Origin of the sequence: Mitsuaria chitosanitabida ATCC BAA-476 = NBRC 102408, assembly GCF_001598255.1 — a bacterium.
Taxonomy (GTDB): Bacteria; Pseudomonadota; Gammaproteobacteria; order Burkholderiales; family Burkholderiaceae_C; genus Roseateles; species Roseateles chitosanitabidus.
Map to the genome: position 1 here is coordinate 151675 of NZ_BCYP01000018.1, position 22257 is coordinate 173931.

At 69.7% G+C, this 22257-nt stretch carries 16 protein-coding genes; 11 read left to right on the plus strand and 5 right to left on the minus strand.

The features are described 5' to 3' along the window. Positions 1–80 precede the first annotated feature (80 nt). The 3 genes from MCHT01_RS11555 (at position 81) to MCHT01_RS11565 (ending at position 2898) form a co-directional block, all read left to right on the plus strand. Positions 81–1493, plus strand: coding sequence for a c-type cytochrome (locus tag MCHT01_RS11555; RefSeq protein ID WP_245643238.1), 1413 nt, complete (start codon positions 81–83; stop codon positions 1491–1493). Positions 1494–1951: 458 nt separating this feature from the next. Then, a complete protein-coding gene (locus MCHT01_RS11560) occupies positions 1952–2431 on the plus strand; it encodes an Hsp20/alpha crystallin family protein (protein WP_067065482.1) in 480 nt (159 codons plus the stop codon). A gap of 68 nt (positions 2432–2499) precedes the next feature. Further along, the gene (locus MCHT01_RS11565) at positions 2500–2898 is read left to right on the plus strand and encodes an Hsp20/alpha crystallin family protein (RefSeq protein WP_067065483.1); all 399 of its coding nucleotides are present in this window, start codon (positions 2500–2502) and stop codon (positions 2896–2898) included. Between the two features lie 198 nt (positions 2899–3096). Here the strand turns inward: MCHT01_RS11565 and MCHT01_RS11570 are convergent, their stop codons facing one another. The 3 genes from MCHT01_RS11570 to MCHT01_RS11580 all read right to left on the minus strand — a co-directional run bounded on the left by MCHT01_RS11570 (position 3097) and on the right by MCHT01_RS11580 (position 10152). Further along, entirely contained in the window at positions 3097–5304 is a 2208-nt protein-coding gene (locus tag MCHT01_RS11570; protein ID WP_067065484.1) for an FUSC family protein, read from the minus strand. Beyond that, a complete protein-coding gene (gene cphA / locus MCHT01_RS11575) occupies positions 5304–7901 on the minus strand; it encodes a cyanophycin synthetase (protein WP_067065485.1) in 2598 nt (865 codons plus the stop codon). The genes MCHT01_RS11570 and cphA overlap by 1 nt, the downstream gene beginning before the upstream one ends. Before the next feature lie 73 nt (positions 7902–7974). Continuing rightward, on the minus strand, positions 7975–10152 hold the full coding sequence (locus MCHT01_RS11580) for a cyanophycin synthetase (protein ID WP_067065486.1): 2178 nt from the start codon (positions 10150–10152) through the stop codon (positions 7975–7977). A gap of 112 nt (positions 10153–10264) precedes the next feature. On the opposite strand from MCHT01_RS11580, the gene MCHT01_RS11585 reads away from it, so the two are divergent. Together MCHT01_RS11585 and MCHT01_RS11590 are read left to right on the plus strand one after the other, a co-directional pair. Continuing rightward, complete coding sequence (locus tag MCHT01_RS11585; RefSeq protein WP_067065487.1) at positions 10265–12577, plus strand: cyanophycin metabolism-associated ABC transporter; 2313 nt, start codon at positions 10265–10267, stop codon at positions 12575–12577. Between the two features lie 18 nt (positions 12578–12595). After that, entirely contained in the window at positions 12596–13063 is a 468-nt protein-coding gene (locus tag MCHT01_RS11590; RefSeq protein ID WP_067065488.1) for a cyanophycin metabolism-associated DUF1854 family protein, read from the plus strand. 1 nt (position 13064) lies between these two features. On the opposite strand, the gene MCHT01_RS11595 is transcribed toward MCHT01_RS11590, so the two are convergent. Both MCHT01_RS11595 and MCHT01_RS11600 read right to left on the minus strand, forming a co-directional pair. Continuing rightward, complete coding sequence (locus tag MCHT01_RS11595; protein ID WP_084452428.1) at positions 13065–13943, minus strand: phosphodiester glycosidase family protein; 879 nt, start codon at positions 13941–13943, stop codon at positions 13065–13067. After that, positions 13940–14743 (minus strand): hypothetical protein, encoded by an 804-nt coding sequence (locus tag MCHT01_RS11600; protein WP_148661500.1) that lies wholly within the window; start codon positions 14741–14743, stop codon positions 13940–13942. The genes MCHT01_RS11595 and MCHT01_RS11600 overlap by 4 nt, the downstream gene beginning before the upstream one ends. A gap of 262 nt (positions 14744–15005) precedes the next feature. On the opposite strand from MCHT01_RS11600, the gene MCHT01_RS11605 reads away from it, so the two are divergent. The 6 genes from MCHT01_RS11605 (at position 15006) to MCHT01_RS11630 (ending at position 22070) form a co-directional block, all read left to right on the plus strand. Then, entirely contained in the window at positions 15006–16184 is a 1179-nt protein-coding gene (locus MCHT01_RS11605) for an isovaleryl-CoA dehydrogenase (protein ID WP_067065491.1), read from the plus strand. 67 nt (positions 16185–16251) lie between these two features. Beyond that, on the plus strand, positions 16252–16926 hold the full coding sequence (gene can, locus MCHT01_RS11610) for a carbonate dehydratase (RefSeq protein ID WP_067065492.1): 675 nt from the start codon (positions 16252–16254) through the stop codon (positions 16924–16926). A 26-nt stretch (positions 16927–16952) separates the two neighbouring features. After that, entirely contained in the window at positions 16953–18797 is a 1845-nt protein-coding gene (gene aceK / locus MCHT01_RS11615; protein ID WP_067065493.1) for a bifunctional isocitrate dehydrogenase kinase/phosphatase, read from the plus strand. Positions 18798–18873: 76 nt separating this feature from the next. Beyond that, positions 18874–20052 carry an acetyl-CoA C-acyltransferase gene (locus MCHT01_RS11620; protein WP_067065494.1) on the plus strand — a complete coding sequence of 393 codons (1179 nt, stop codon included), beginning with the start codon at positions 18874–18876 and terminating at the stop codon, positions 20050–20052. 13 nt (positions 20053–20065) lie between these two features. Continuing rightward, a complete protein-coding gene (locus MCHT01_RS11625) occupies positions 20066–20734 on the plus strand; it encodes an SDR family oxidoreductase (RefSeq protein WP_067065495.1) in 669 nt (222 codons plus the stop codon). 205 nt (positions 20735–20939) lie between these two features. Further along, a complete protein-coding gene (locus tag MCHT01_RS11630) occupies positions 20940–22070 on the plus strand; it encodes an acyl-CoA dehydrogenase family protein (protein ID WP_067065496.1) in 1131 nt (376 codons plus the stop codon). Positions 22071–22257: the final 187 nt, after the last annotated feature.

Sequence of the window (22257 nt, forward strand, 5' to 3'; positions counted from 1 at the left end):
GCGGGAACATCGACGTGCGGCCTGACGAGTCCCGCGGGGCGAGCGCGGAGCGCGGGAGCGGATCGCGCGAGACCGGCTCGATGCGGACCTTGAAGCGCGTGCTGATCGGCCTCGTGATCGCCGTGCCGCTGATGGCGGCGCTGGTCGTCGGCGGCGCATGGAGCCGCGAAGCGTGGCTCGCCTCGCGGCCCTTGGCGGTGAGCGCCACATCGATCCCGGCATCGCCGCCGGCATCATCCGCCTCCGCCTCCGCCTCCGCCTCGGGCTCGGGCTCGGCATCGGCATCGGCATCGACATCGCCAGCAGGTTCGGCGGAGACCCAGGCCGCGCTGGTCGCCAAAGGCGCCTACCTCGCACGGGTGGGCAACTGCGCGGGCTGCCACAGCCCCCGCGGCGGCGCGCCGATGGCCGGCGGCCTGCCGCTGCCGACGCCCTTCGGCACGCTGTTCAGCAGCAACCTCACGCCCGATCCGGAGACCGGCCTGGGCCGTTGGTCCGCCGACGACTTCTGGCGCGCGATGCACCACGGCCGCAGCCGCGACGGGCGCCTGCTCTATCCCGCCTTCCCCTACACCAGCTACACCGCGATGACGCGCGAGGACGCGGATGCGATCTTCGCGTGGCTGCGCGCGCAGCCGGCGGTGAAGCAGGCCGCGCCGGCGCATCAGCTCGGCTGGCCGTATCGCTGGCAGTCGGCGTTGGCCGTGTGGCGCCTGATGTACTTCACGCCCGGCGACGAGCCGGTGCGCTCGGAGTCGATGGAGACACGCGACGACCGCCAGGTGCCGCTGGCACGAGGCCGCTACCTGGTGCAGGCGCTGGGGCATTGCGCCGAATGCCATGCGCCGCGCAACCGGCTGGGCGCGCTCGAGGACGCGGCCGGGCTGAGAGGCGGGTGGGTCGGCGTGCAGGGATGGATCGCGCCGTCCCTCGCGGATCCCAAGGCGGCCGGCGTGCAGGACTGGCGCGAGGACGAGGTCGCCGCCTGGCTGAAGGCCGGCTGGTCGCCGCGCGCGACGGCGGTGGGGCCGATGGCCGATGTCGTCGCGGAAAGCCTGCAGCACCTCTCCGACGAGGACGCGAAGGCCATGGCCGTCTACCTGCGCGGACTGCCGCGCGAGGGCTCGACCACGCCGTTGTTCAAGCCGGCGTCACCGGCGCAACTGGACCTCGGCCGGCAGGTCTATGCGCGCTACTGCGTCGATTGCCACGGCGATCGCGGGCAGGGTCGGTCGATCGACGGCCAGCCGGCCTACCCGCCGCTGGCCGGCAATCGGGCGGTGACGCTGGCCGCCCCTGAGAACGTCGTCCAGGTGCTGGCCAACGGCGGCTACGCGCCGTCGACGGCCTCGCATCCGCGTCCGTTCGGCATGCCGCCGCTGCGGCAGGTGCTCACGGAGGCCGAGATGGCGGCCGTGGCGACCCTGATCCGCCAGAGCTGGGGGAACGAGGCCTCCGAGGTGACGGAGCAGGACGTGCTGCGGCTCAAGTAGATGGGGGCGGGGCGAATTCCGGACGCCGTTCACTCCCTCGCCCGCTTCGATGAGAGGACACGAATGACCCCCACGCCCGCTTCTATGAAAGGACACGAATGACTCCCTCGCCCGCTTCTATGAGAGGACACGAATGACTCCCTCGCCCGCTTGCGGGAGAGGGCAGGGGAGAGGGTCTTCGGGGTCCGGCGCACTGCAACGCTCCCACCCTCTCCCGCCCCGCGGGCGAGGGGGCAATACCCGGCGAGCGTGGTTGCCGACGGCTTCGGTCGACGCACGGGGAGGGCGCCTGCAGGATGGCGGGAAGGTCCTGTCCATGCGGGCAGGCGCGGCATATTGGGGCGCCGCACACGCGATTTCAAGATCTTGAAGCGCGGCAAGGGGATCCCAGTTTGGGAGTCATGGCGGACACGCAACCGCCGGATTCACTCTCAAAGCAGGATGCCAAGGAGCCCCGCATGTACCACCGTCTGTTTGCCCGTGACCTGTTCAACGAGTTCGACCGCGTCCAGCGGGAAGTGAGCGGCCTGCTCGAGGCCCAGCGCGGCACCACCGCGCGCGGCGGCTTCCCGGCGCTGAATGTCGGCCTGTCCGACGAGGCCGTCGAGGTCTACGCCTTCGCCCCCGGGCTCGATCCGGCGAGCATCGCCGTCGATCTGGATCGCGGCGTGCTGAGCCTCTCCGGCGAGCGCGTGTCGGCGCTGATCCCCAAGGTCGAGGCCCGGGTGGAGGGCGAGGCCGAAACGGCCGCCGCCCCGCCCGCCGAGAAGCGCATCGTTCATCAGCGCGAACGCTTCGCCGGCAAGTTCCGCCGCGCGGTCAACCTGCCCGACGACATCGATCCGGAACAGGTCTCGGCGTCCTATCGCGACGGCGTGCTGCGCGTCACCGTGAAGCGCAAGCCGACGCCCCAGCCGCGCCGCATCGACATCCATTGAGTCGGCACCCTTCGGTACCAGCCGGCACGACACGCAACGACCAGCCCCATTCGCGACGAGATCACATCATGAGCAACTCCGCCGTTCATTCCTCTTCTCCGGACACCGCCGCCCAGACCGCCCGCCGGCGCGATGACTTCGCCATCCAGCCCGCCGTCGACATCGTCGAGGACGCGCAAGGCATCACCTTGTTCGCCGACCTGCCCGGCGTGCCGCGCGAGCAACTGCATCTGCGCGTCGATGGCGATCGGCTGATCGTCGAGGCCGACATGCAGTTGGACCTGCCCGAGGGTCTGAAGGCCGGTCATGTCGAGGTGTCGCGGCAGCACTACCGCCGGGTGTTCACGTTGAGCAAGGAGCTCGACGCGAATTCCGTGTCGGCTGAGCTGACGCAGGGCGTGCTGCGCGTGCGGATCGCCAAGGCCGCTCATGCGCAGCCGCGGAAGATCGAGGTCAAGCTCTCCTGAGCAGAGTGCCGCGTTGAGCCGCCAGGGCGCTCGCGGCTCCCTCGCCCGCAACGCGGGAGAGGGCGGGGGGTGAGGGCCGTCGCAGGCCGCGGAGCGTCAATCGCAGGCCGGTGAACAGCCAGGCTCTGGTGTGCCACGGCCCTCACCCCCAACCCCTCTCCCACTTCATGGGCGAGGGGCTTCGTGGCGTCTCACGGATCAGCTCAAGCGTGACGCGGTCGGATCCGTGTCGGGCGGCGCGGACATGGCCTCGAGCGCGGCCTCGGCGGCTTGGCCGGCGCGCGCCGCATCGTCCAGGCTGACCTGCATGCGTCGACGCATCCAGGGCCGCAGATCCTCCAAGGGACCCACCTCGGGCAGCAGGCTCCAGTCCTGCAGCGCCTGCACCGCGTGCGGCACGGGCTCCTTGCCCGCGAGCGCGCGCTGAAGCCGCTTCGCCGCTTCCGGCAGTTCCTCGATGGTGTCGCCGACCAGATCCTGCGAACGGCGCAGCAAGCTCTGCCGCATCATCGACAGGTGCGCCATCAGGCGATAACCGTGGTCGAGCATGGTCAGCAGCTCCTGCAGCGGCGGCCGTACGCGGCGCGGCTCGGCGGCGCTGCGCTGGATCGCGGCGGACAGCGCCGCCAGCGCGTCATAGGCCTGCCGGCGCGCCATGCGCTGCGCGAGCGCCCCGGCCGGTGTCATCGCCGCCGTCATCGCCTGCATCGCGTACTGCTGCAAGGCGCCGCGCGCGCGCTTCAAGGCGCGCGGCAGGTTCCGCCGCTCCCACGCCGGCAGCACATAGCTGAAGGCCCAGGCCAGCGCCGCGCCGAACACCGTGTCGGCCAGCCGCTCGGAGATGGCCATCGCATGCGACGGATCCGCCAGATGCGACTGCAGCAGGGCCATCACGGTCGCCGCGATCGCGGTGATCAGATAGCGGCGCGTGACGAAGGCGTGCGCGATGCCCACGGCGATCTGCAGCACGATGAGCGTCACCGTCAGGTTGTGGATCTGCGCGATCGCGACCATCAGCCCGCAGCCGATCGCCGTCCCCAGCACCCGCATGTTGCGGCGCTCCAGGGTCTGGTCCAGGGTGCCGCGCAGCACCACCGCCACCGACAGCACCAGCCAGTGCGGATGCGAGGCCCACGGGAGCGTGAGGGCGATGTAATAGGCCGCCGACAGCGCCAACGCGCTGCGCAGCGCGTGCCGCAGCACCGGCGAGTCCAGGTGCAGCTGCGCCTTGAGCAGCCCCATCGGCCAGCCTTCCGGGGTCACGAAGTGCTGAAGCTGCCGGGGATCGAGCGCCATCGCCGGCAGCGGGTGAGAGCCGTCGAGCGCGCGGCCGATGGCCAGCACTTCCCCGTCCAGATGCGACAGCCGATCCTGCAGCACCAGCTGCAGGCGGCGGCGTGGATCCTGCGGCGAGAGCGCCTCCCACTCGATCACCGGCACCCCGTGCGACGACGGCGCCCGCTCGTCCAGCACCGCGTTGCGGTACTCCTCGAGCAACGCCGCCAGCGCCTTCAACCGGCCGACCAGGGCCGCCCGCATGCGCTGCCCGACCGGGTCCTCGCCCAGCAGCTCCAGATCCAGCCGGCTGGCGAGCATCAGGTCCCGCAGCTCCACGACATGCAGCAGCACCGCGGCGCTGCGCGGATCCTGCTCCGCATGCGGGAACAGCTGATCGCGCGCGGTCTGCAGCATCTCCGCCAGCTGGGCCTCGTTGCCCAGCCAGTCCTTCATCGCGTGCGCGGCGCCGCCCGTTCCCAACAGCTCGGCGCGCGCGCCGAGCAACTGCGCCAGGCCGCGCAGCGCCTCGGCGAGCGACAGGCGCCGGTAGCGCTGCTGCAGCACGGCGCTGCTCAGCAGGCTCCACAGCAGATAGAGGAGCACGCCGGCGGTGCCGCTCGCCATCACGACGAACAGCGGCTGCGGCGGCCATGCCAGCGCGAACACCAGCGCGAGGATAGGCGCGAAGGACACCGGCCCCGCGCGCAGCCCCCAGCTCAGCAGCATGGCGCCGCCGAAGGCCAGCGCCGCCACCAGCAGGCCCATCACGGGTCGATAGGGATGCAGCACCGCGACCGCGCCCACCGCCAGCAGCGCCATGACGCCGCCGGTGATGACACGGTTGCGATTGCGTGTGACCACGCCGGGCAGATCCGCCAGGCTGGCGCAGATGGCGCAGGCCATCGCCAGTTGCGACGCGATGTGCTCGTAGCCCGCCGGGGCCAGGTGCGATACCACCACCTGCACCAGCAGCACCCCGACGGCGACGGTCAGTCCGTTCCACCAGTGCGCCGGCCAATGCCGCCACTGGCGGAAGAAGCTGCGCACGGTGCGCTCGGGGGGCTGGGACTGCGGGCCGGCGTCGCCGCCGGCGCGCGTGGGCGGTCCGCCGTTGAGGCCCGCCGACATCAGGCTTCTTGGATGCGCTGGTTCAGGTGGGCCAGCGCCTCCTCGACCTGGTCGACCAGGACCAGGCACAGGTCGCCCGGCTGCAGACGCTCCAGCGCACGGTCGATCGCGACGAACTCGCCGCGGATCTCCTCGATGTGCTTGGTCCGCGTCGCGCCCTTGAGGCCCTGCTGCAGCAGCGCCAGGACCTCGCCGTCCTCGCGGCCGCGCTGGCAGGCGTCCTGGAACAGGATGGCCTCGTCGAAGGCCTCGCCCAGGATCTGCGTCTGCACGCGGATGTCCTCGTCGCGCCGGTCGCCGGCGCCGGAGATCACCACCGAGCGCTTGTTGGCCGGCAGCGCCTGAACCGCCTGCACCAGCGCGCGCATCGCGTCGCCGTTGTGGCCGTAGTCGGCGATGACCGTCGCACCGCGATAGTCCATCACGTTGAAGCGGCCCGGCACGCTGTCCGAGTCGCTCATGAAGCTGGCCAGACCGCGGCGGATGGTGTCCCAGTCCAGACCGACGCCCCAGGCCGCGGCCACCGCCGCCATCGCGTTCTCGTTCTGGAACGGGATCGCGCCGCCGCGGGTGAAGGGGATGTCGCGCAGCGGGATCGACTCGCGCCACGCGCCCTGCGCCGCGACCAGCGCGTCGCCGTCCACGTAGACGCAGCGCTTGCCCTGCGCGCGATGCGTGGCCATCAGCGGGTGATGACGGTCGCTGGCGAAGAAGATCACCTGGCCGGGGCAGACCTCGGCCATCTTGGCCACCACCGGATCGGCGGCGTTCAGCACCGCGTAGCCGTTCGGCGCCACGTTCTGCACGATCACGCGCTTGACCAGGGCCAGTTCCTCGACGGTGTTGAGGAAGTTCATGCCCAGGTGGTCGCCCTCGCCCAGGTTGGTCACCACCGCCACCTGGCAGCGGTCGAAGCCCAGACCCTCGCGCAGCACGCCGCCGCGGGCGGTCTCGAAGACCGCCGCCTCGACGTCCGGGTGCATCAGCACGTTGCGGGCGCTCTTGGGGCCCGAGCAGTCGCCGCTGTCGGTCTGGCGGCCGTCGACGTAGACGCCGTCGGTGTTGGTCATGCCCACGCGCAGGCCCTGCGTCGCGAACATGTGCGCCACCAGGCGCGAGGTCGTCGTCTTGCCGTTGGTGCCGGTCACCGCCACGATGGGGATGCGGCCGTCGTCGCCGCCGCGGCCGCCATGCGCGCCGTGGCCATGGCCGTAGAGGCTGGAGATGATGGCCTCGCCCACGTCGCGGCCCTTGCCGTAGGACGGGCTCAGGTGCATGCGCAGACCGGGCGCGGCGTTGACCTCGACGATGCCGCCGCTCTGCTCTTCCAGCGGACGCAGCACGCTCTCGGCCACCACGTCGACGCCGCAGACATGCAGCCCCACCACCGTGGCCGCCGCGATCGCGCGGGCCGCGACTTCCGGATGCACGTCGTCGGTGACGTCCGTGGCGGTGCCGCCGGTCGACAGGTTGGCGTTGTTGCGCAGGATCACGCGGCGACCCTTCTCGGGCACCGACTCGGGGGTCAGGCCTTGCAGGTCCAGGCGCGCGATGGCGATGTCGTCCAGGCGGATCTTGGTCAGCGAGGTCGCGTGACCGTCGCCGCGGCGCGGGTCCTCGTTGACCTTGTTGACCAGCTGGCGCACCGTGTGCGCGCCGTCGCCGATGACGTTGGGCGGGTCACGGCGCGCGGCCGCGACCAGCTTGTCGCCGACCACCAGCAGGCGGTAGTCGCTGCCGGGCAGGAACTTCTCGACCATCACGGTGCCGATGTCCTCGGCGGCCTTGTAGGCCATCTCCATGTGCTCGCGGCTGGCGACGTTGACCGTCACGCCCTTGCCCTGGTTGCCGTCCAGCGGCTTGACCACCACCGGAAGGCCGATCTCCTGCGCCAGTGTCCAGGCTTCCTCGACGGACTCGACCGGGGCGCCGATGGGCACCGGCACGCCGGCCGACTGCAGCAGGCGCTTGGACAGGTCCTTGTCCTGCGCGATCGATTCCGACACCGCGCTGGTGGCGTCCACCTCGGCGGCCCAGATGCGGCGCTGCTTTACGCCCCAGCCCAGCTGGACGAGCGAGCCCTGCGTCAGGCGGCGGAAGGGGATGCCGCGCTTGCAAGCGGCGTCGACGATGGATCCAGTCGAGGGGCCGAGGCGGATGTCCTCGTCGGTCTCGCGCAGCGCCTTGACGGCGGCATCGGCGTCGAACGAGGCGCCGCTCTGCGCGGCGGCGATCAGCTCGACCGCCTTGTCGAAGGCAGCCCGGCCGACGTCCTCTTCGCTGTACTCGACGACGACCTGGAACGTGCCTTCCTCGGACGTCGCATGCGTGTGGCTGAAGGTCACCGGGCAGCCGGCCTGCGCCTGCAGCGCCAGCGCGGCCTGCTCCAGCACATGCGCCAGCGAGATCGGCGTCTTCTGGCTGCTGGCCGGCCTCAGCGGGCCGATGCCGGGGAAGCGCTCGCGCAGGCGGGCCTCGAAGCCGGCCATGTCGGCGAGCGCGCGTTCAGCCTCGCCGCAATGCACCACCGCCTCGATGGCGGTGTGGCGGCTCCACATGTTGGGGCCGCGCAGGGCCCGGGTGCGAGAGACTTCCATCTGAGGTCTTCCGATTCGAATGTTCTTGTGATGACGGGGACGAAGAGAGGGCGGCGGCTCGCTCAGCGCGAGCTCACTGCGGCAGCTCCGGCACGAAGGTGTCCAGGCCGGCCGAGATCAGCTCCGGGGAGATGCCCATCGCCCAGGCCGTGGCCACGGCGGCGAGCACGGACTCGCTGGAGATCTCCTGGCCCGCGGCCTGGAAGCGCTTGCGCAGCGACTCGACGTTGGCGCCCGAGGTCTCGGCGCTGCCTTGCGCCAGCACGGCCGCGCCGCCACGCAGGAAGACGCCGCGGCCTTCCTTGCCGCGGTGCTCGCTCAGCGCGGCGTTGGCGGCCTCGACCGCGTAGAAGATGACCTCGCCGTCGGACAGCGGGGCCATCTCGACCAGCTTGGCGTCGTCGGCGTTCAGCACGGCCGCGCCGTCCGACAGCACGACGTCGACCTGGGTGCGCAACACCTTGAAGAGCTGGTCCTCGGTCTGGATGTCGTGCGCGTCGAGCTCCGGCACGCGGCCGGAGTCGGTCACCAGGCCGACCTGGCAGCGGTCGTAGGCCAGGCCGTCGCCCAGGATCACGCCGGCGCCGTTCTCGACCACGATCGCGTCGACCGCGCGGTTCATCAGCAGGCGGTGGCTGGCGGCCCAGGTCGCGCTGGGCTTGCGCTCCACGCGGCGGGTGCCCAGGAAGAGGCCGTCGCCGCAGGCCAGGCCGACGTGGCGGCCGTTCAGGTGCAGCAGCCAGCCGACCAGGCGCGCGATCTGCGCCGTGCCGCGCGAGCCCGACACGCCCACGATGGGGATGCGGCCGTTCTCGTCCTCGGCGAAGAGGTGGTCGATGATGGCCTGACCCACCGGCTGGGGCATGCCCTCGGCGGGCTTCAGGTGCATCAGCAGGCCCGGGCCCGCGTTGACCTCGACGATCGCGCCGCCGGTCTCGGACAAGGGGCGGGCGATGTCGCTGCACACCAGGTCCACGCCGGCGATGTCCAGGCCGACGGTGCGCACCGCCAGCGAGACCGCGTGCGCCACTTCCGGATGGATCTGCGCGGTGCAGTCGATGGCGACGTTGCCGTTGCGCTGGATCAGCACGCGGCGGCCCGCCTCGGGGACGCCCTCACCGGACAGGCCCTGGCGTTGCAGGTCCAGCAGCACGACCGGGTCGTCGCGGATGTCGATGCGGTTGAGCGGGAAGTCCTCGGTCGTGCCGCGGCGCGGATCGGTGTTGATCTGCAGGTCGACCAACTGCACCACGCTGTGGACCCCGTCGCCGGTGATCCAGGCTTCCTCGCCGCGCGCGGCCGCCACGACCTGGCCGCCGACCACCAGCAGGCGGTGCTCCATGCCGGGGATGTAGCTCTCGACCAGGACTTCCGAGCCTTCCTTGTCGGCCAGGTGGAAGGCGGCCTCGATGTCGGCCTGCTGGCGCAGGTCCAGCGTGACGCCGCGACCATGGTTGCCGTCGGAGGGCTTGACCACGACCGGCAGGCCCAGGTCCTGGGCGACGTCCCAGGCCTCGGCGGCGGTCTTCACGGCCTGGCCGGCGGGGACCGGGACGCCCACGGCCTTCAGCAGGTCCTTGGTCAGGTCCTTGTCGCGCGCGATGCCCTCGGCGATCGCGCTGGTCATGTCGGTCTCGGCCGTCCAGATGCGGCGCTGGCGCGCGCCGTAGCCCAGCTGCACCAGGTTGCCGTCGTTCAGGCGGATGTGGGGGATGCGGCGGTCGGTGGCCGCGGCGACGATGGCGGCGGTCGACGGGCCGAGGTAGCAGTCGTCCAGCTTGTCGCGGATCGCCTCGACGGCGGCGTCGACGTTGAAGTCGTCGCCGTTGATGGTGGCCATCAGCAACGCATGGCCCTGTTCCAGCGCGCAGCGGGCGACCTGCTCGTCACGGGCCCGGAACACCATCCGGTACACGCCGTGCTGCGAGGTCGAGCGCGTCTGGCCGAAGCCGGTGGGCATGCCCGCCAGGTTGAGCAGCTCGATGACGATGTGCTCCAGCACATGGCCCATCCAGGTGCCCTCGGTCAGGCGCTGCAGGAAGCCGCCGCGCTCGCCGACGCCGCAGTGGTGCTCCACCAGCGCCGGGAGCCGGGCGCACAGGCGGTCGGTGAAGCCGGGCAGCAGGTTGGACGGGTGTTCCTCCAGACCTCCCAGGTCGAGCCAGGTTTCCAGCACCGGCCGGTAGGTCCACATGTTGGGGCCGCGCAGGTAGTTGATGCGCAGGAGCTTGATGTCGTCGTGTCGGCTCATGGGGGGAGGGGACGTAGTGGGGACCGGCCGGGGGCGGCTACCGGAGTTTGAAGCGAAGCACAATTGTGCGCTTAAGAGAAAATCCGGCGAAACATCGCCAGAAGAATCACGCATGCAGCATCAACATCCTGTTTCGCCAGTTCCGGCCGGGTCGGCCGCCGAGGCCTTCGAATCACGCCATCGGCGTGGCGAGAACGTCCGGGCGACGCTGGAGGTTGACCTTGACACCCAGTTGCGCTTCCGCGCGGGCGCTCTGCAACTCACCGACCAGCGCCTCCTGGCCTGGGGACCTGCCGGCAACGCCGGTGCCCGGACCGCGGATGACGCGGAATTCCAGGAATGGCCCCTGTCCCCGGACCTGCGCCTGGCGCTCTCCGACCACGCCGGCCTGGGCCTGCTGGAACTGGTGAACGCCTCGGGCCGGCTGGCCCAGTGGCGCTTCACGATGAAGGCCAACCTGCAGGCGCAGCGCTTCCAGGACGCCTTCAACCGCCGCGACGAGGCGGCGCACGACCAGGAGGCCGAGCCCGAGCTGTGCCCCAGCTGCCAGGCCGTGCTGCCCGAGGACAGCGAGGAGTGCCCGAGCTGCGCCCGCGAGCTGCACACCCCCCCGTCGACCTGGGTGCTGCTGCGCCTGTGGCGCTTCGCCGGGCCCTACAAGGGTCAGTTGTTGCTGGGCTTCCTGCTGATGCTGGGCGCGACCGGCGCGACCCTGGTCTCGCCCTACCTGACCATGCCGCTGATGGACAAGGTGCTGATCCCCTTCCAGCAGGGGCAGCAGATCGACACCGGCCTGGTGGTGCTCTACCTGAGCGGCCTGCTGGGCGCGGCGCTGGTGTCCTGGATCCTGGGCTGGGCCAAGACCTACATCCTGGCGCTGGTCTCGGAACGCATCGCCGCGGACCTGCGCACCGCGACCTTCGATCACCTGCTGGGCCTGTCGCTGGAGTACTTCGGCTCCAAGCGCACCGGCGACCTGATGAGCCGCATCGGCTCGGAGACCGACCGCATCAGCGTCTTCCTGTCGCTGCACGCGCTGGACTTCATCACCGATTGCCTGATGCTGCTGATGATCACGGTGATCCTGTTCTCCAACAACGCCTGGCTGGCGCTGGCGACGCTGGTGCCGCTGCCCTTCATCGCCTGGCTGATCCACCTGGTGCGCGACAAGCTGCGCACCGGCTTCGAGAAGATCGACCGCGTCTGGGGCGAGGTCACCTCGGTGCTGGCCGACACCATCCCCGGCATCCGCGTGGTGAAGGCCTTCGCCCAGGAGCGCCGCGAGGCCGAGCGCTTCCGCACCGCCAACAAGCACAACCTGGTCGTCAATGACCGCCTGAACAAGACCTGGAGCCTGTTCACGCCCAGCGTCTCGCTGCTGACCGAGATCGGCCTGCTGGTCGTCTGGGCCTTCGGCATCTGGCTGATCGCGCACTCGCAGATCACGGTCGGTACGCTGACCGCCTTCCTCGCCTACATCGGCCGCTTCTACGGCCGGCTGGATTCGATGAGCCGCATCGTGTCGGTGACGCAGAAGGCCGCCTCCGGCGCCAAGCGCATCTTCGACATCCTGGACCACCACTCCAATGTGCCGGAACCGGCGCAGCCGGTGACGCTGGCCAAGGTCGAGGGCGGCCTGTCGCTGCAGGACATCGGCTTCCGTTACGGGAACCGGACGGTGATCCGCGATCTGAACCTGGAGATCAAGCCGGGCGAGATGATCGGCCTGGTCGGCCACAGCGGCTCGGGCAAGAGCACGATGGTCAACCTGATCTGCCGCTTCTACGACGTGACCGAGGGTTCGATCAAGCTGGACGGCGTGGACCTGCGCCGCTTCAAGCTGTCGGACTACCGCCGCCACATCGGCCTGGTGCTGCAGGAGCCCTTCCTGTTCTTCGGGACGATCGCGGAGAACATCGCCTACGGCAAGCCCGAGGCGACGCGCGAGGAAATCGTCGCCGCGGCCCGCGCCGCGCACGCGCATGAATTCATCCTGCGGCTGCCGCAGGGCTATGACTCGCTGGTGGGCGAGCGCGGCCAGGGCCTGTCCGGCGGCGAGCGCCAGCGGATCTCGATCGCCCGCGCGCTGCTGATCGACCCGCGCATCCTGATCATGGACGAGGCCACCTCGGCGGTGGACACCGAGACCGAGAAGGAGATCCAGAAGGCGCTGGACAACCTGGTGCGCGGCCGCACGACCATCGCGATCGCCCACCGCCTGTCCACGCTCCGCAAGGCCGACCGCCTGGTGGTGATGGACCGCGGCGAGGTGGTCGAGGTCGGCCCGCACGACGAGCTGATCGCCAAGCAGGGCGCCTACTGGCGCTTGTGGGAGGCGCAGGCCCGCCGCGTCGATGCCGAGGAGCAGGACAGCGTCGTCGTGGTCGCGCCCAACGTCAATGTCCACACGGCCACGCAGGCCTGATCGCGCCGAGGTTTCCGCATGAGCAACATCCATTCCCTCGCGCGCAACGCCTTCGGCCGGCTGGTGCTGGTCGACGCGCAAGGCCTGACCCATGAGAACGTCAGCGCGGTCCGCGCGCATCCGCTGAGCGCGCCGGACGAAGGCATCTCCATCGTCGGCACGGACGGGCACGAGATCGCCTGGATCGACCGCATCACCGATCTGCCGGAGGCGCAGCGCGCGCTGCTGGGCGAGGAACTCGCCCATCGCGAGATGACGCCCGCGGTGCTCAAGCTGCTGTCGGTGTCGACCTTCTCCACGCCCTCGCAATGGACGGTCGAGACCGACCGCGGTCCTACCAGCTTCATCCTCAAGAGCGAGGAGGACATCCGGCGGATCGGCGACGGCCGGCTGCTGATCCAGAGCAGCCACGGCCTGCACTTCCTGGTGCCGGACCGCTTCGGGCTGGACCGGCACTCGAGGAAGCTGCTCGAGCGCTTCCTCTGATTCAGTTGCCCAAGGGCTGGATCACGACGAAGGAGGGCACGGACACCGTGCCCGGACCGCTGTAGCGCGGCTTTCTGGCGACGACCTGGAAGGACTTGGGCCCCGTGTACACGGCGCCGCTGGCCTTGCCGACGTTCAGGGCCATCGCGGACTGGCAGTCGGCGCCTGCGGGGCGGGGCTCGGCCAGCCATTTCGCCAGCTCGTCGATGGCCACGGGCTTGCGCGCGACCGCCACGGCCAGCGTGCCGTCCGCCCGGGTGCAGAAGACGCTGTAGGTGGAGCGGACCTCGCTGGGGTCGCGATCGCAGACCGCGGGCTTGCCTTCCTCCACCAGCAGCGGGCCGGACTGGATGGCGTGCTCGCAGGCGGCCAGACCGGCGATGTCGGCCGTCACCTTCCCGATGGAGACCGCCCCGCTGTCCTTGCGCACGCACAGCAGGCCCGACAGCCGATAGCGGTCGGCCCGGCGCAACGCGCAGTCCTCCGCCGGGCTGCCGCGGAGCTTCGTCAGGTTGGTGGACGACGACAGCCGGCCGTTGGACTTCAGCAGACCGTCCGGCAGATCGGTGCGGCTGCCCGCCCGGCCCCCGCTCACCAGCAGCAGCTCCCTGCGGCCCAGATCCGCGATCGCGGGCAGCTGCTTGAGCGCGTCCTGGATCGACACCCCTTCGTCGGGCCGCATGTCGGTGGTCTTGAGGGAGCCGGTCGCCTCCACCCAGACCTTGACGCGGTTGCCGGGGAACTCGAACAGCTCGACGGGCAGGGTCGGCGCGTCGCGGTGCTGCACGACCTGCGCATGCGCGCCACCGCCCAGCATCGCCCATCCGATCACCGCGAGCAGGCGCATCGACCGCGCGCCCCCGGGCGTCGCGCGCCTCATGGCTGCGCTCCCGCCGCCGCCACCGTCGTGGTGGCGCCCGGTGCCGGCATCGGAGTCGTCGAATCCTTCAGCACCACGACCCCCAGGACCACGTCGGCCACCAGCCCCTCGCAGTCGTGCAGCGCGTGCAGCGGATTGCCCTTGTCGGCGATCCGGTTCGCGAGCCCGATGCTCAGCTCGACGTCCTCCTCCTGCTGGCCCGCGGCGACGATCTTTCCCCACTGTTCCGCGGTGACCTTCTGCCGCGATTGCGGGTCGTCGCGCTGCCGCATCCCCCGCACCACCACGTTGTTGGCCAGCACCTCCAGCACGTCGTGCTTGCGAAGGATCTCCGGGTCGGGGTAGTCGCAGGAGCGGGGATCGGCGGCCGACAGCCGCACCGCGAGCGGCTGGATCGAGATCTCCTGGTACGGCTTGACGCTGATGTGGACGTTGGTGGACTTCTCGATGTCGCCATGGAACTGCACCACCTGGTAGTAGTCCAGGCTCTTGTTCAGCGAGCGCGCCAGCTCGTCCGTGCCGAAGGCGTGCCGCACCTCGAGCGCCACGCGCTGGCGCAGCCGCTCCGGCATCCAGTCGGACTGCATCGCCGTCGTCACCGCCAGCAGCAGGGCGAAGGGATAGATCACGGCCAGGAACACCACCGTCGCCACGATGGCGCCAAGACGCGAACGCAGGTCCGCGTCCTTGGTCAGCAGATCCACCGTCGGCTTGCCCACCACGGGGATGAACTGAAGAAGAAACAGGAACAGCCGCCAGACGATCGACGGGGCGGGCGGGACATCGCTGCCAGGGGGCATGGCTTCCTCCTCGTGGCGCGCGGGCGCGGCCATCGGGTCGGGACCATAGGAGTCCGGCCCGAGCCGGTCATCCGCAATCCAAAGGACGCCCCACCGGGCGTCCCGCGCTTGCGGGACTGTGCTTACGTACTTCTGCAAGGGCCCGCCCCGGCAGTTGACGCGGTATAGTCCGCGACCTGTAGTTGACGTTTACGTAAACGTAAGACGAATCATCCCGACGGCGCGCGCAGACGCGCCGAGGAGGTGGTCGAGGAGACATCCCATGAGCCTGCCCGGTCTGAACTTCCACCTCGGCGAGGACATCGACGCGCTGCGTGACGCGGTGCGCGAGTTCGCCCAAGCCGAGATCGCCCCCCGAGCCGCGGAGATCGACCGCAGCGACCAGTTCCCCATGGACCTGTGGCGCAAGATGGGCGACCTGGGCGTGCTGGGCATCACCGTGCCCGAGGAGTACGGCGGCGCCAACATGGGCTACCTGGCCCACATGGTGGCCATGGAAGAGATCAGCCGCGCCAGCGCCTCCGTGGGCCTGAGCTACGGCGCCCACAGCAACCTGTGCGTCAACCAGATCAAGCGCAACGGCTCCGCCGCGCAGAAGCAGAAGTACCTGCCCAAGCTGATCAGCGGCGAGCACGTCGGCGCGCTGGCCATGAGCGAGCCGGGCGCCGGCTCGGACGTGGTCTCGATGAAGCTGCGGGCCGAGGACAAGGGCGGCTACTACGTCCTCAACGGCAACAAGATGTGGATCACCAACGGTCCCGACGCGGACACGCTGGTCGTCTACGCCAAGACCGAACCCGAGCTCGGCGCCCGCGGCATGACCGCCTTCCTGATCGAGAAGGGCATGAAGGGCTTCTCGATCGCGCAGAAGCTGGACAAGCTGGGCATGCGCGGCAGCCACACCGGCGAGCTGGTGTTCCAGGACGTCGAGGTCCCGGCCGAGAACATTCTCGGCACCGTCGGCGGCGGCACGAAGGTGCTGATGTCGGGCCTGGACTACGAGCGCGCCGTGCTGGCCGCCGGTCCGATCGGGATCATGCAGTCGGTGATGGACAACGTCGTCCCCTACATCCACGACCGCAAGCAGTTCGGCCAGTCCATCGGCGAATTCCAGCTGATCCAGGGCAAGGTCGCCGACATGTACACGGTGCTGCAGGCCGCCCGGGCCTTCTGCTACACGGTGGGCAAGAACCTGGACGCGATGGACGGCGCGCACGTGCGCCAGGTGCGCAAGGACTGCGCCTCGGTGATCCTGTGGTGCGCCGAGAAGGCCACCTGGATGGCCGGCGAAGGCATCCAGATCTTCGGCGGCAACGGCTACATCAACGAGTACCCGCTGGGTCGCCTGTGGCGTGACGCGAAGCTCTACGAAATCGGCGCGGGCACGTCGGAAATCCGCCGCATGCTGATCGGCCGGGAGCTCTTCGCCGAGACGATGTGATCCTTTCGTCCCTGGGAAAGACCGGCGACCTGCACGTGTCGCCCGTCAGCCGCGACAATGCCACCCCATGAGCACGAACGAACTGCAAGACCTGCTGGACAACAACAAGCGCTGGGCCGCGGAGACTGAGCAAGAGTCCCCCGGTTTCTTCTCGCGCCTGCTGAAGCAGCAGACCCCGCAATACCTGTGGATCGGCTGCGCCGACAGCCGGGTTCCCGCCAACGAGCTGGTGGACCTGCTCCCGGGTGAGCTCTTCGTCCACCGCAACGTCGCCAACGTCGTCGTCCATTCCGACCTGAACTGCCTGTCCGTCATGCAGTTCGCGGTGGACCAGCTGCAGGTGCGCCACATCATCATCGTGGGCCACAGCAACTGCGGCGGCGTGCGCGCCGCGCTGGAGGACTCGCGGGTCGGGCTGGTCGACAACTGGCTGCGCCACGTCCAGGACGTGCGCAACCACCATCAGGACTGGCTGGACCAGCTCCCGGCGGACCAGCGCGTCAACGCGCTGTGCGAGCTCAACGTGCTGGAGCAGGCCCGCAACGCCTGCCAGACGACGGTGGTCCAGGACGCCTGGGCGCGCGGCCAGTCGGTCGCCGTGCACGGCTGGGTCTACGGCCTGCACAACGGCCTGCTGAAGGACCTGAGCGTCACCGCCTCCGGTCATGACGACGTGGGCCCCGCCTACCGCCGCGCCCTGGAGGCGCTGCACCGCCGCTACGAGGCGGCCAAGGGCGGCTGAGCCCCCGCACCGGAACGGCGGCCGCGATGTTCCCCCACGAGCTCAACGATCCCCGCGCGTTCGAGATCGCGCAGGCCATGCTGGAGGGTTTCGACAAGCATTACCGCCTGTTCCGCGCCGCCTCGGCCACCGCCAAGCAGCGCTTCGAGCGCGCCGACTGGCACGGCCAGCAGCGCGCCCAGCGCGAGCGCATCGAGTTCTACGACCTGCGCGTGGACGAGGCGGTCGCGCTGCTGGAGCAGCGCTACAAGACCAGCGAACTGCCGACCGAGGTCTGGCAGCAGGTCAAGCTGCACTACATCGGGCTGCTGACCCGGCACCTGCGGCCGGAGCTCGCCGAGACCTTCTTCAATTCGGTCACGACGCGCATCCTGCACCACAGCTACTTCCACAACGATTTCATCTTCGTGCGGCCGGCCATCTCGACCGAGTTCATCGAGAACGACGAGCCCGCCGCCCAGCCCACCTACCGCTGCTACTACCCCTCGCAGGACACGCTGCGCGACACGCTGATGCGCATCGTCTGGAACTTCCAGCTGGCGCTGGAGTTCGAGGACCTGCAGCGCGACGTGGACAAGGTGCTGGAAGCCATCGGCGCGGAGCTGGGTTCTTTCCGCTGGCGCACCAACTTCCAGGTGCAGGTGCTGTCCTCGCTGTTCTTCCGGAACAAGGGCGCCTACATCGTCGGCAAGATCATCAACGGCTTCACCGAGACGCCGTTCGCGCTGCCCATCCTGCACAAGGAAGCCCCCGTCCTCGACAACAACGCGCCGCCGGCCAAGGCCCCCGGCCAGCTGTTCATCGACGCCGCGCTCTTCGGCGAGGACGACCTGCTGATGCTGTTCAGCTTCGCGCGGGCCTACTTCCTGGTCGAGATGGAGGTGCCCAGCGCCTACGTGCAGTTCCTGCGCTCGCTGATGCCGCGCAAACCGCGCTCGGAGATCTACTCGGCGCTGGGCCTGCAGAAGCAGGGCAAGAATCTCTTCTACCGGGACTTCCTCAACCACCTGCGCCACAGCAGCGACAAGTTCCGCATCGCGCCCGGCATCAAGGGCATGGTGATGCTGGTCTTCGACCTCCCGTCCTATCCCTTCGTCTTCAAGGTCATCAAGGATTTCTATCCGCCGCAGAAGGACACCTCGCGCGAGCAGATCCAGTCCAAGTACCTGCTGGTGAAGCAGCACGACCGCGTCGGCCGCATGGCCGACACGCTGGAGTACACCCAGGTCGCCTTCCCCCGTCACCGCTTCGAGGAGGAGCTGATCGCCGAGCTGCGTCACTTCTGCCCCTCGCTGCTGGAGGAGAACGGCGACGACCTGGTCATCAAGCATCTGTACATCGAGCGCCGCATGGTGCCGCTCAACATCTACCTGCAGGAGGCGTCGCCGGCGCAGGTGGCGCATGCGGTGGTCGAGTACGGCAACGCGATCAAGGACCTGGTGGCGGCCAACATCTTCCCGGGCGACATGCTGTGGAAGAACTTCGGCGTGACGCGTCATGGCAAGGTCGTGTTCTACGACTACGACGAGATCGAGTACCTGACCGACTGCAACTTCCGCGCGGTGCCCGAGCCCCGCAACGAGGAGGACGAGCTCTCCGGCGAGGTCTGGTATCCGGTCGGCAAGCACGACGTCTTCCCGGAGACCTTCGGCCCATTTCTGCTCGGCCATCCCGGCGTGCGCGACGTCTTCATGGCGCACCACGCGGACCTGCTCGACCCGGCCTTCTGGCAGGGCCACAAGCAGCGCATCCAGGCCGGTCACGTCGAGGACGTCTTCCCCTACGACGCGCACAAGCGCTTCCATGTCCGCGATCCGGTCCCCGCGCTGAAACCGCCCGAGCCTCAGGATCGCGAGCTCCCCATCCATTGAGGCCCGTCGCCCTCGCGATCACGGCCTCGCTTCCGACCTCACACGAGACCCCACGACTTCATTGAAGGAGAACCCCATGTCCGACTCCATCGTCATCGTCTCCGCCGCGCGCACGCCGATCGGCGGCCTGCTGGGCGACTTCGCCGGCCTCTCGGCCTGGGAACTGGGCGCCGTCGCGATCAAGGCCGCCGTCGAGCGCGCCGGCATCCCGACCGACGCGATCAACGAGGCCTTCATGGGCAACTGCCTGATGGCCGGCCAGGGCCAGGCCCCGGCGCGCCAGGCGGTGCTCAAGGCCGGCCTGCCGCAATCGGTGGGCGCGGTCACGCTGTCCAAGATGTGCGGCGCCGGCATGCGCGCGACCATGTTCGCGCACGACACGCTGAAGGCCGAGAGCGCCGACATCCTGTTGGCCGGCGGCATGGAATCCATGACCAACGCGCCGCACCTGATGTTCGCGCGCAAGGGCGTGAAGTACGGCGTCGCGCAGATGTATGACCACATGGCGCTGGACGGCCTGGAAGACGCCTACGAGCGCGGCAAGGCCATGGGCGTCTTCGCCGAGCAGTGCGTCGACAAGTACGCGTTCACGCGTGAGGCGCAGGACCAGTTCGCGATCTCGTCGACCGAGCGCAGCAAGCGCGCCAACGAGGACGGGAGCTTCGCCTGGGAGATCGCCCCGGTGACCATCGCCGGCAAGAGCGGCGACACGGTGATCTCGCGCGACGAGCAGCCCTTCAAGGCCAAGCTGGACAAGATCCCGTCGCTCAAGCCCGCGTTCAAGAAGGACGGCTCGATCACGGCCGCGACCTCGTCGTCGATCTCCGACGGCGCCGCCGCGATGGTGCTGATGCGCGAGTCCACCGCCAACAAGCTGGGCGTCAAGCCGGTCGCCCGCATCGTCGGCACGGCGGTGCACGCCAACGCGCCGGAGTGGTTCACGACCGCCCCGGTCGGCGCGATCCAGAAGCTGCTCGCGAAGAACAACTGGGACGCCAAGAGCGTCGACCTGTGGGAAGTCAACGAGGCCTTCGCCGCGGTGACCATGGCCGCGATGGCCGAGTTCAAGCTGCCGCACGAGATCGTCAACGTCAACGGCGGCGCCGTGGCGCTGGGCCATCCGATCGGCGCCTCGGGCGCGCGCATCATCGTCACGCTGCTGGGCGCGCTCAAGCATCGCGGCCTCAAGCGCGGCGTCGCGGCGCTGTGCATCGGCGGCGGCGAAGCCACCGCCGTCGGCGTCGAGCTGATCTGAGGAACGAGAGCAGATGACGCAAGTCCTCATCATCGGTGCCTCGCGCGGCATCGGCCTGGAGCTGGTCAAGCAGCATCGCGAGCGCGGCGACACGGTGGTCGCCACCGCGCGCGACGAGGCCTCGCTGGAGAAGCTGCGCGCCCAGGGCGCGACGGCGATCAAGCTGGACGTGTCCGACATGATCAGCATCGCCGGCCTGGCCTGGCAGCTGGACGGCTTCCAGTTCAACCGCGTCATGTACGTGGCCGGGCTCTACGGTCCCAAGACCATCGGTCTGCAACCGCCCAGCGCGGCCGACTTCGACGCCGTGATGCACACCAACGTGCTCGGTCCGATGCGGGTCCTGCCGCAGTTGCTGGACGCGCTGGCGCCGGACGCGCGCATCGGCATCCTGTCCTCGCGGATGGGCTCGCTGACGCTGCGCGCCAACTCGGCGGGCTGGGTGTACCGCGCGTCGAAGGCGGCCGTGAACTCGGTGATGAAGGACGTGGCGCTGACGCTGGACGGCCGCGCCATCTGCGTCAGCCTGCATCCCGGCTGGGTCAAGACCGACATGGGCGGCCAGGAGGCCGACATCGACGTGGCGACCAGCGCCGCCAGCCTGCGCGGCACGCTGGACGGCCTGAAGGCCGGCGACAACGGCGGCTTCTTCAATTACGACGGCAAGCCGCTGCCCTGGTGAGCGATCGGGACCCGCCGCGTCAGACGGCGGGCCGATCGCCCGGTGACGGCCGCGGAGGCGGTCGCGCCGGCAGCGGGCATCGAATCATCTCGACGCGTTTCGTCAGGCCGAGCTCCGCTATCCCATCCCTTCCGGCGTCACGAACGCCGGCAACGTTCCGGGATCCCGCACGGATCCCTCTCCGCTGCAAAGCCAGAAGCTGACCATGCTGCTCTCCGAAGACCATCGCGCCATCCAGGACGCCATCCGCGCCTACGTGCAAGACCAGATCGCGCCCAAGGCGGCGGCCTGGGACAAGTCCCACGCGTTCCCGGCCGCCGAGCTCAAGGGCCTGGCCGCGCTGGGCTGCTACGGCGTGGCCGTGCCCACCGAGTACGACGGCGCGGGCCTGGACTATCTGTCGCTGGCGCTGATCCTGGAGGAGATCGCGGCCGGCGACGGCGCGACCTCCACGGTGGTCAGCGTCAACAACTGCCCGGTGTGCAGCATCCTGATGGCCTTCGCCAGCGAGGACCAGAAGCAGCGCTTCCTCAAGCCGCTGGCGCGCGGCGACATGCTGGGCGCCTTCTGCCTGACCGAGCCGCATGTGGGCTCCGAGGCCGGCGGCCTGAAGACCACGGCGGTGCGGGACGGCGACGCGTACGTGCTCAACGGCGTCAAGCAGTTCATCACCAGCGGCAAGAACGGCGACGTCGCCATCGTGATGGCGGTGACCGACAAGGCGGCCGGCAAGAAGGGCATCTCCGCCTTCCTGGTGCCGACGAACACGCCGGGCTATGTGGTGGCGCGGCTCGAGGACAAGATGGGGCAGCACGCCAGCGACACGGCGCAGATCCTCTTCGAGAACTGCCGCGTCCCGGTGGCCAATCGCCTGGGCGAGGAAGGGCAGGGCCTGAAGATCGCGCTGTCGGGGCTGGAGGGCGGCCGCATCGGCATCGCGTCGCAGTCCGTGGGCATGGCGCGCGCGGCCTTCGAGGCCGCGCTGCGCTACAGCAAGGAGCGCGTCGCCTTCGGCGTGCCGATCTTCGAGCACCAGGCCATGCAGCACAAGCTGGCCGACATGGCCACGCAGATCGAGGCCGCGCGCCAGCTGATCTGGCATGCCGCGTCGTTGAAGGACGCGGGCCTGCCCTGCCTGAAGGAGGCCGCGATGGCCAAGCTCTTCGCCAGCGAGATGGCGGAGAAGGTCTGCTCCGCGGCGATCCAGATCCACGGCGGCTACGGCTACGTCAGCGACTTCCCGGTCGAGCGCATCTACCGCGACGTCCGCGTCACGCAGATCTACGAGGGCACCTCGGAAGTCCAGAAGATCCTGATCGGCCGCGCGCTGGTCTGAGGCGGCCGGCGCGCCTGATCGCCGACGCGCCACGGACGCCTTGGCGGCCGATCTCGCACGCGTGTGATGGGCGCATGTCGCCCTCGCCGCCGCAACCCGCGCGATGAAGCTTGGGGCAATCCCTGACCCCCGTCGGAACGTGTTGTCCCGTGGCGCAGGTGCTGCTAGCCTGCGCGCCGCCCGTCGA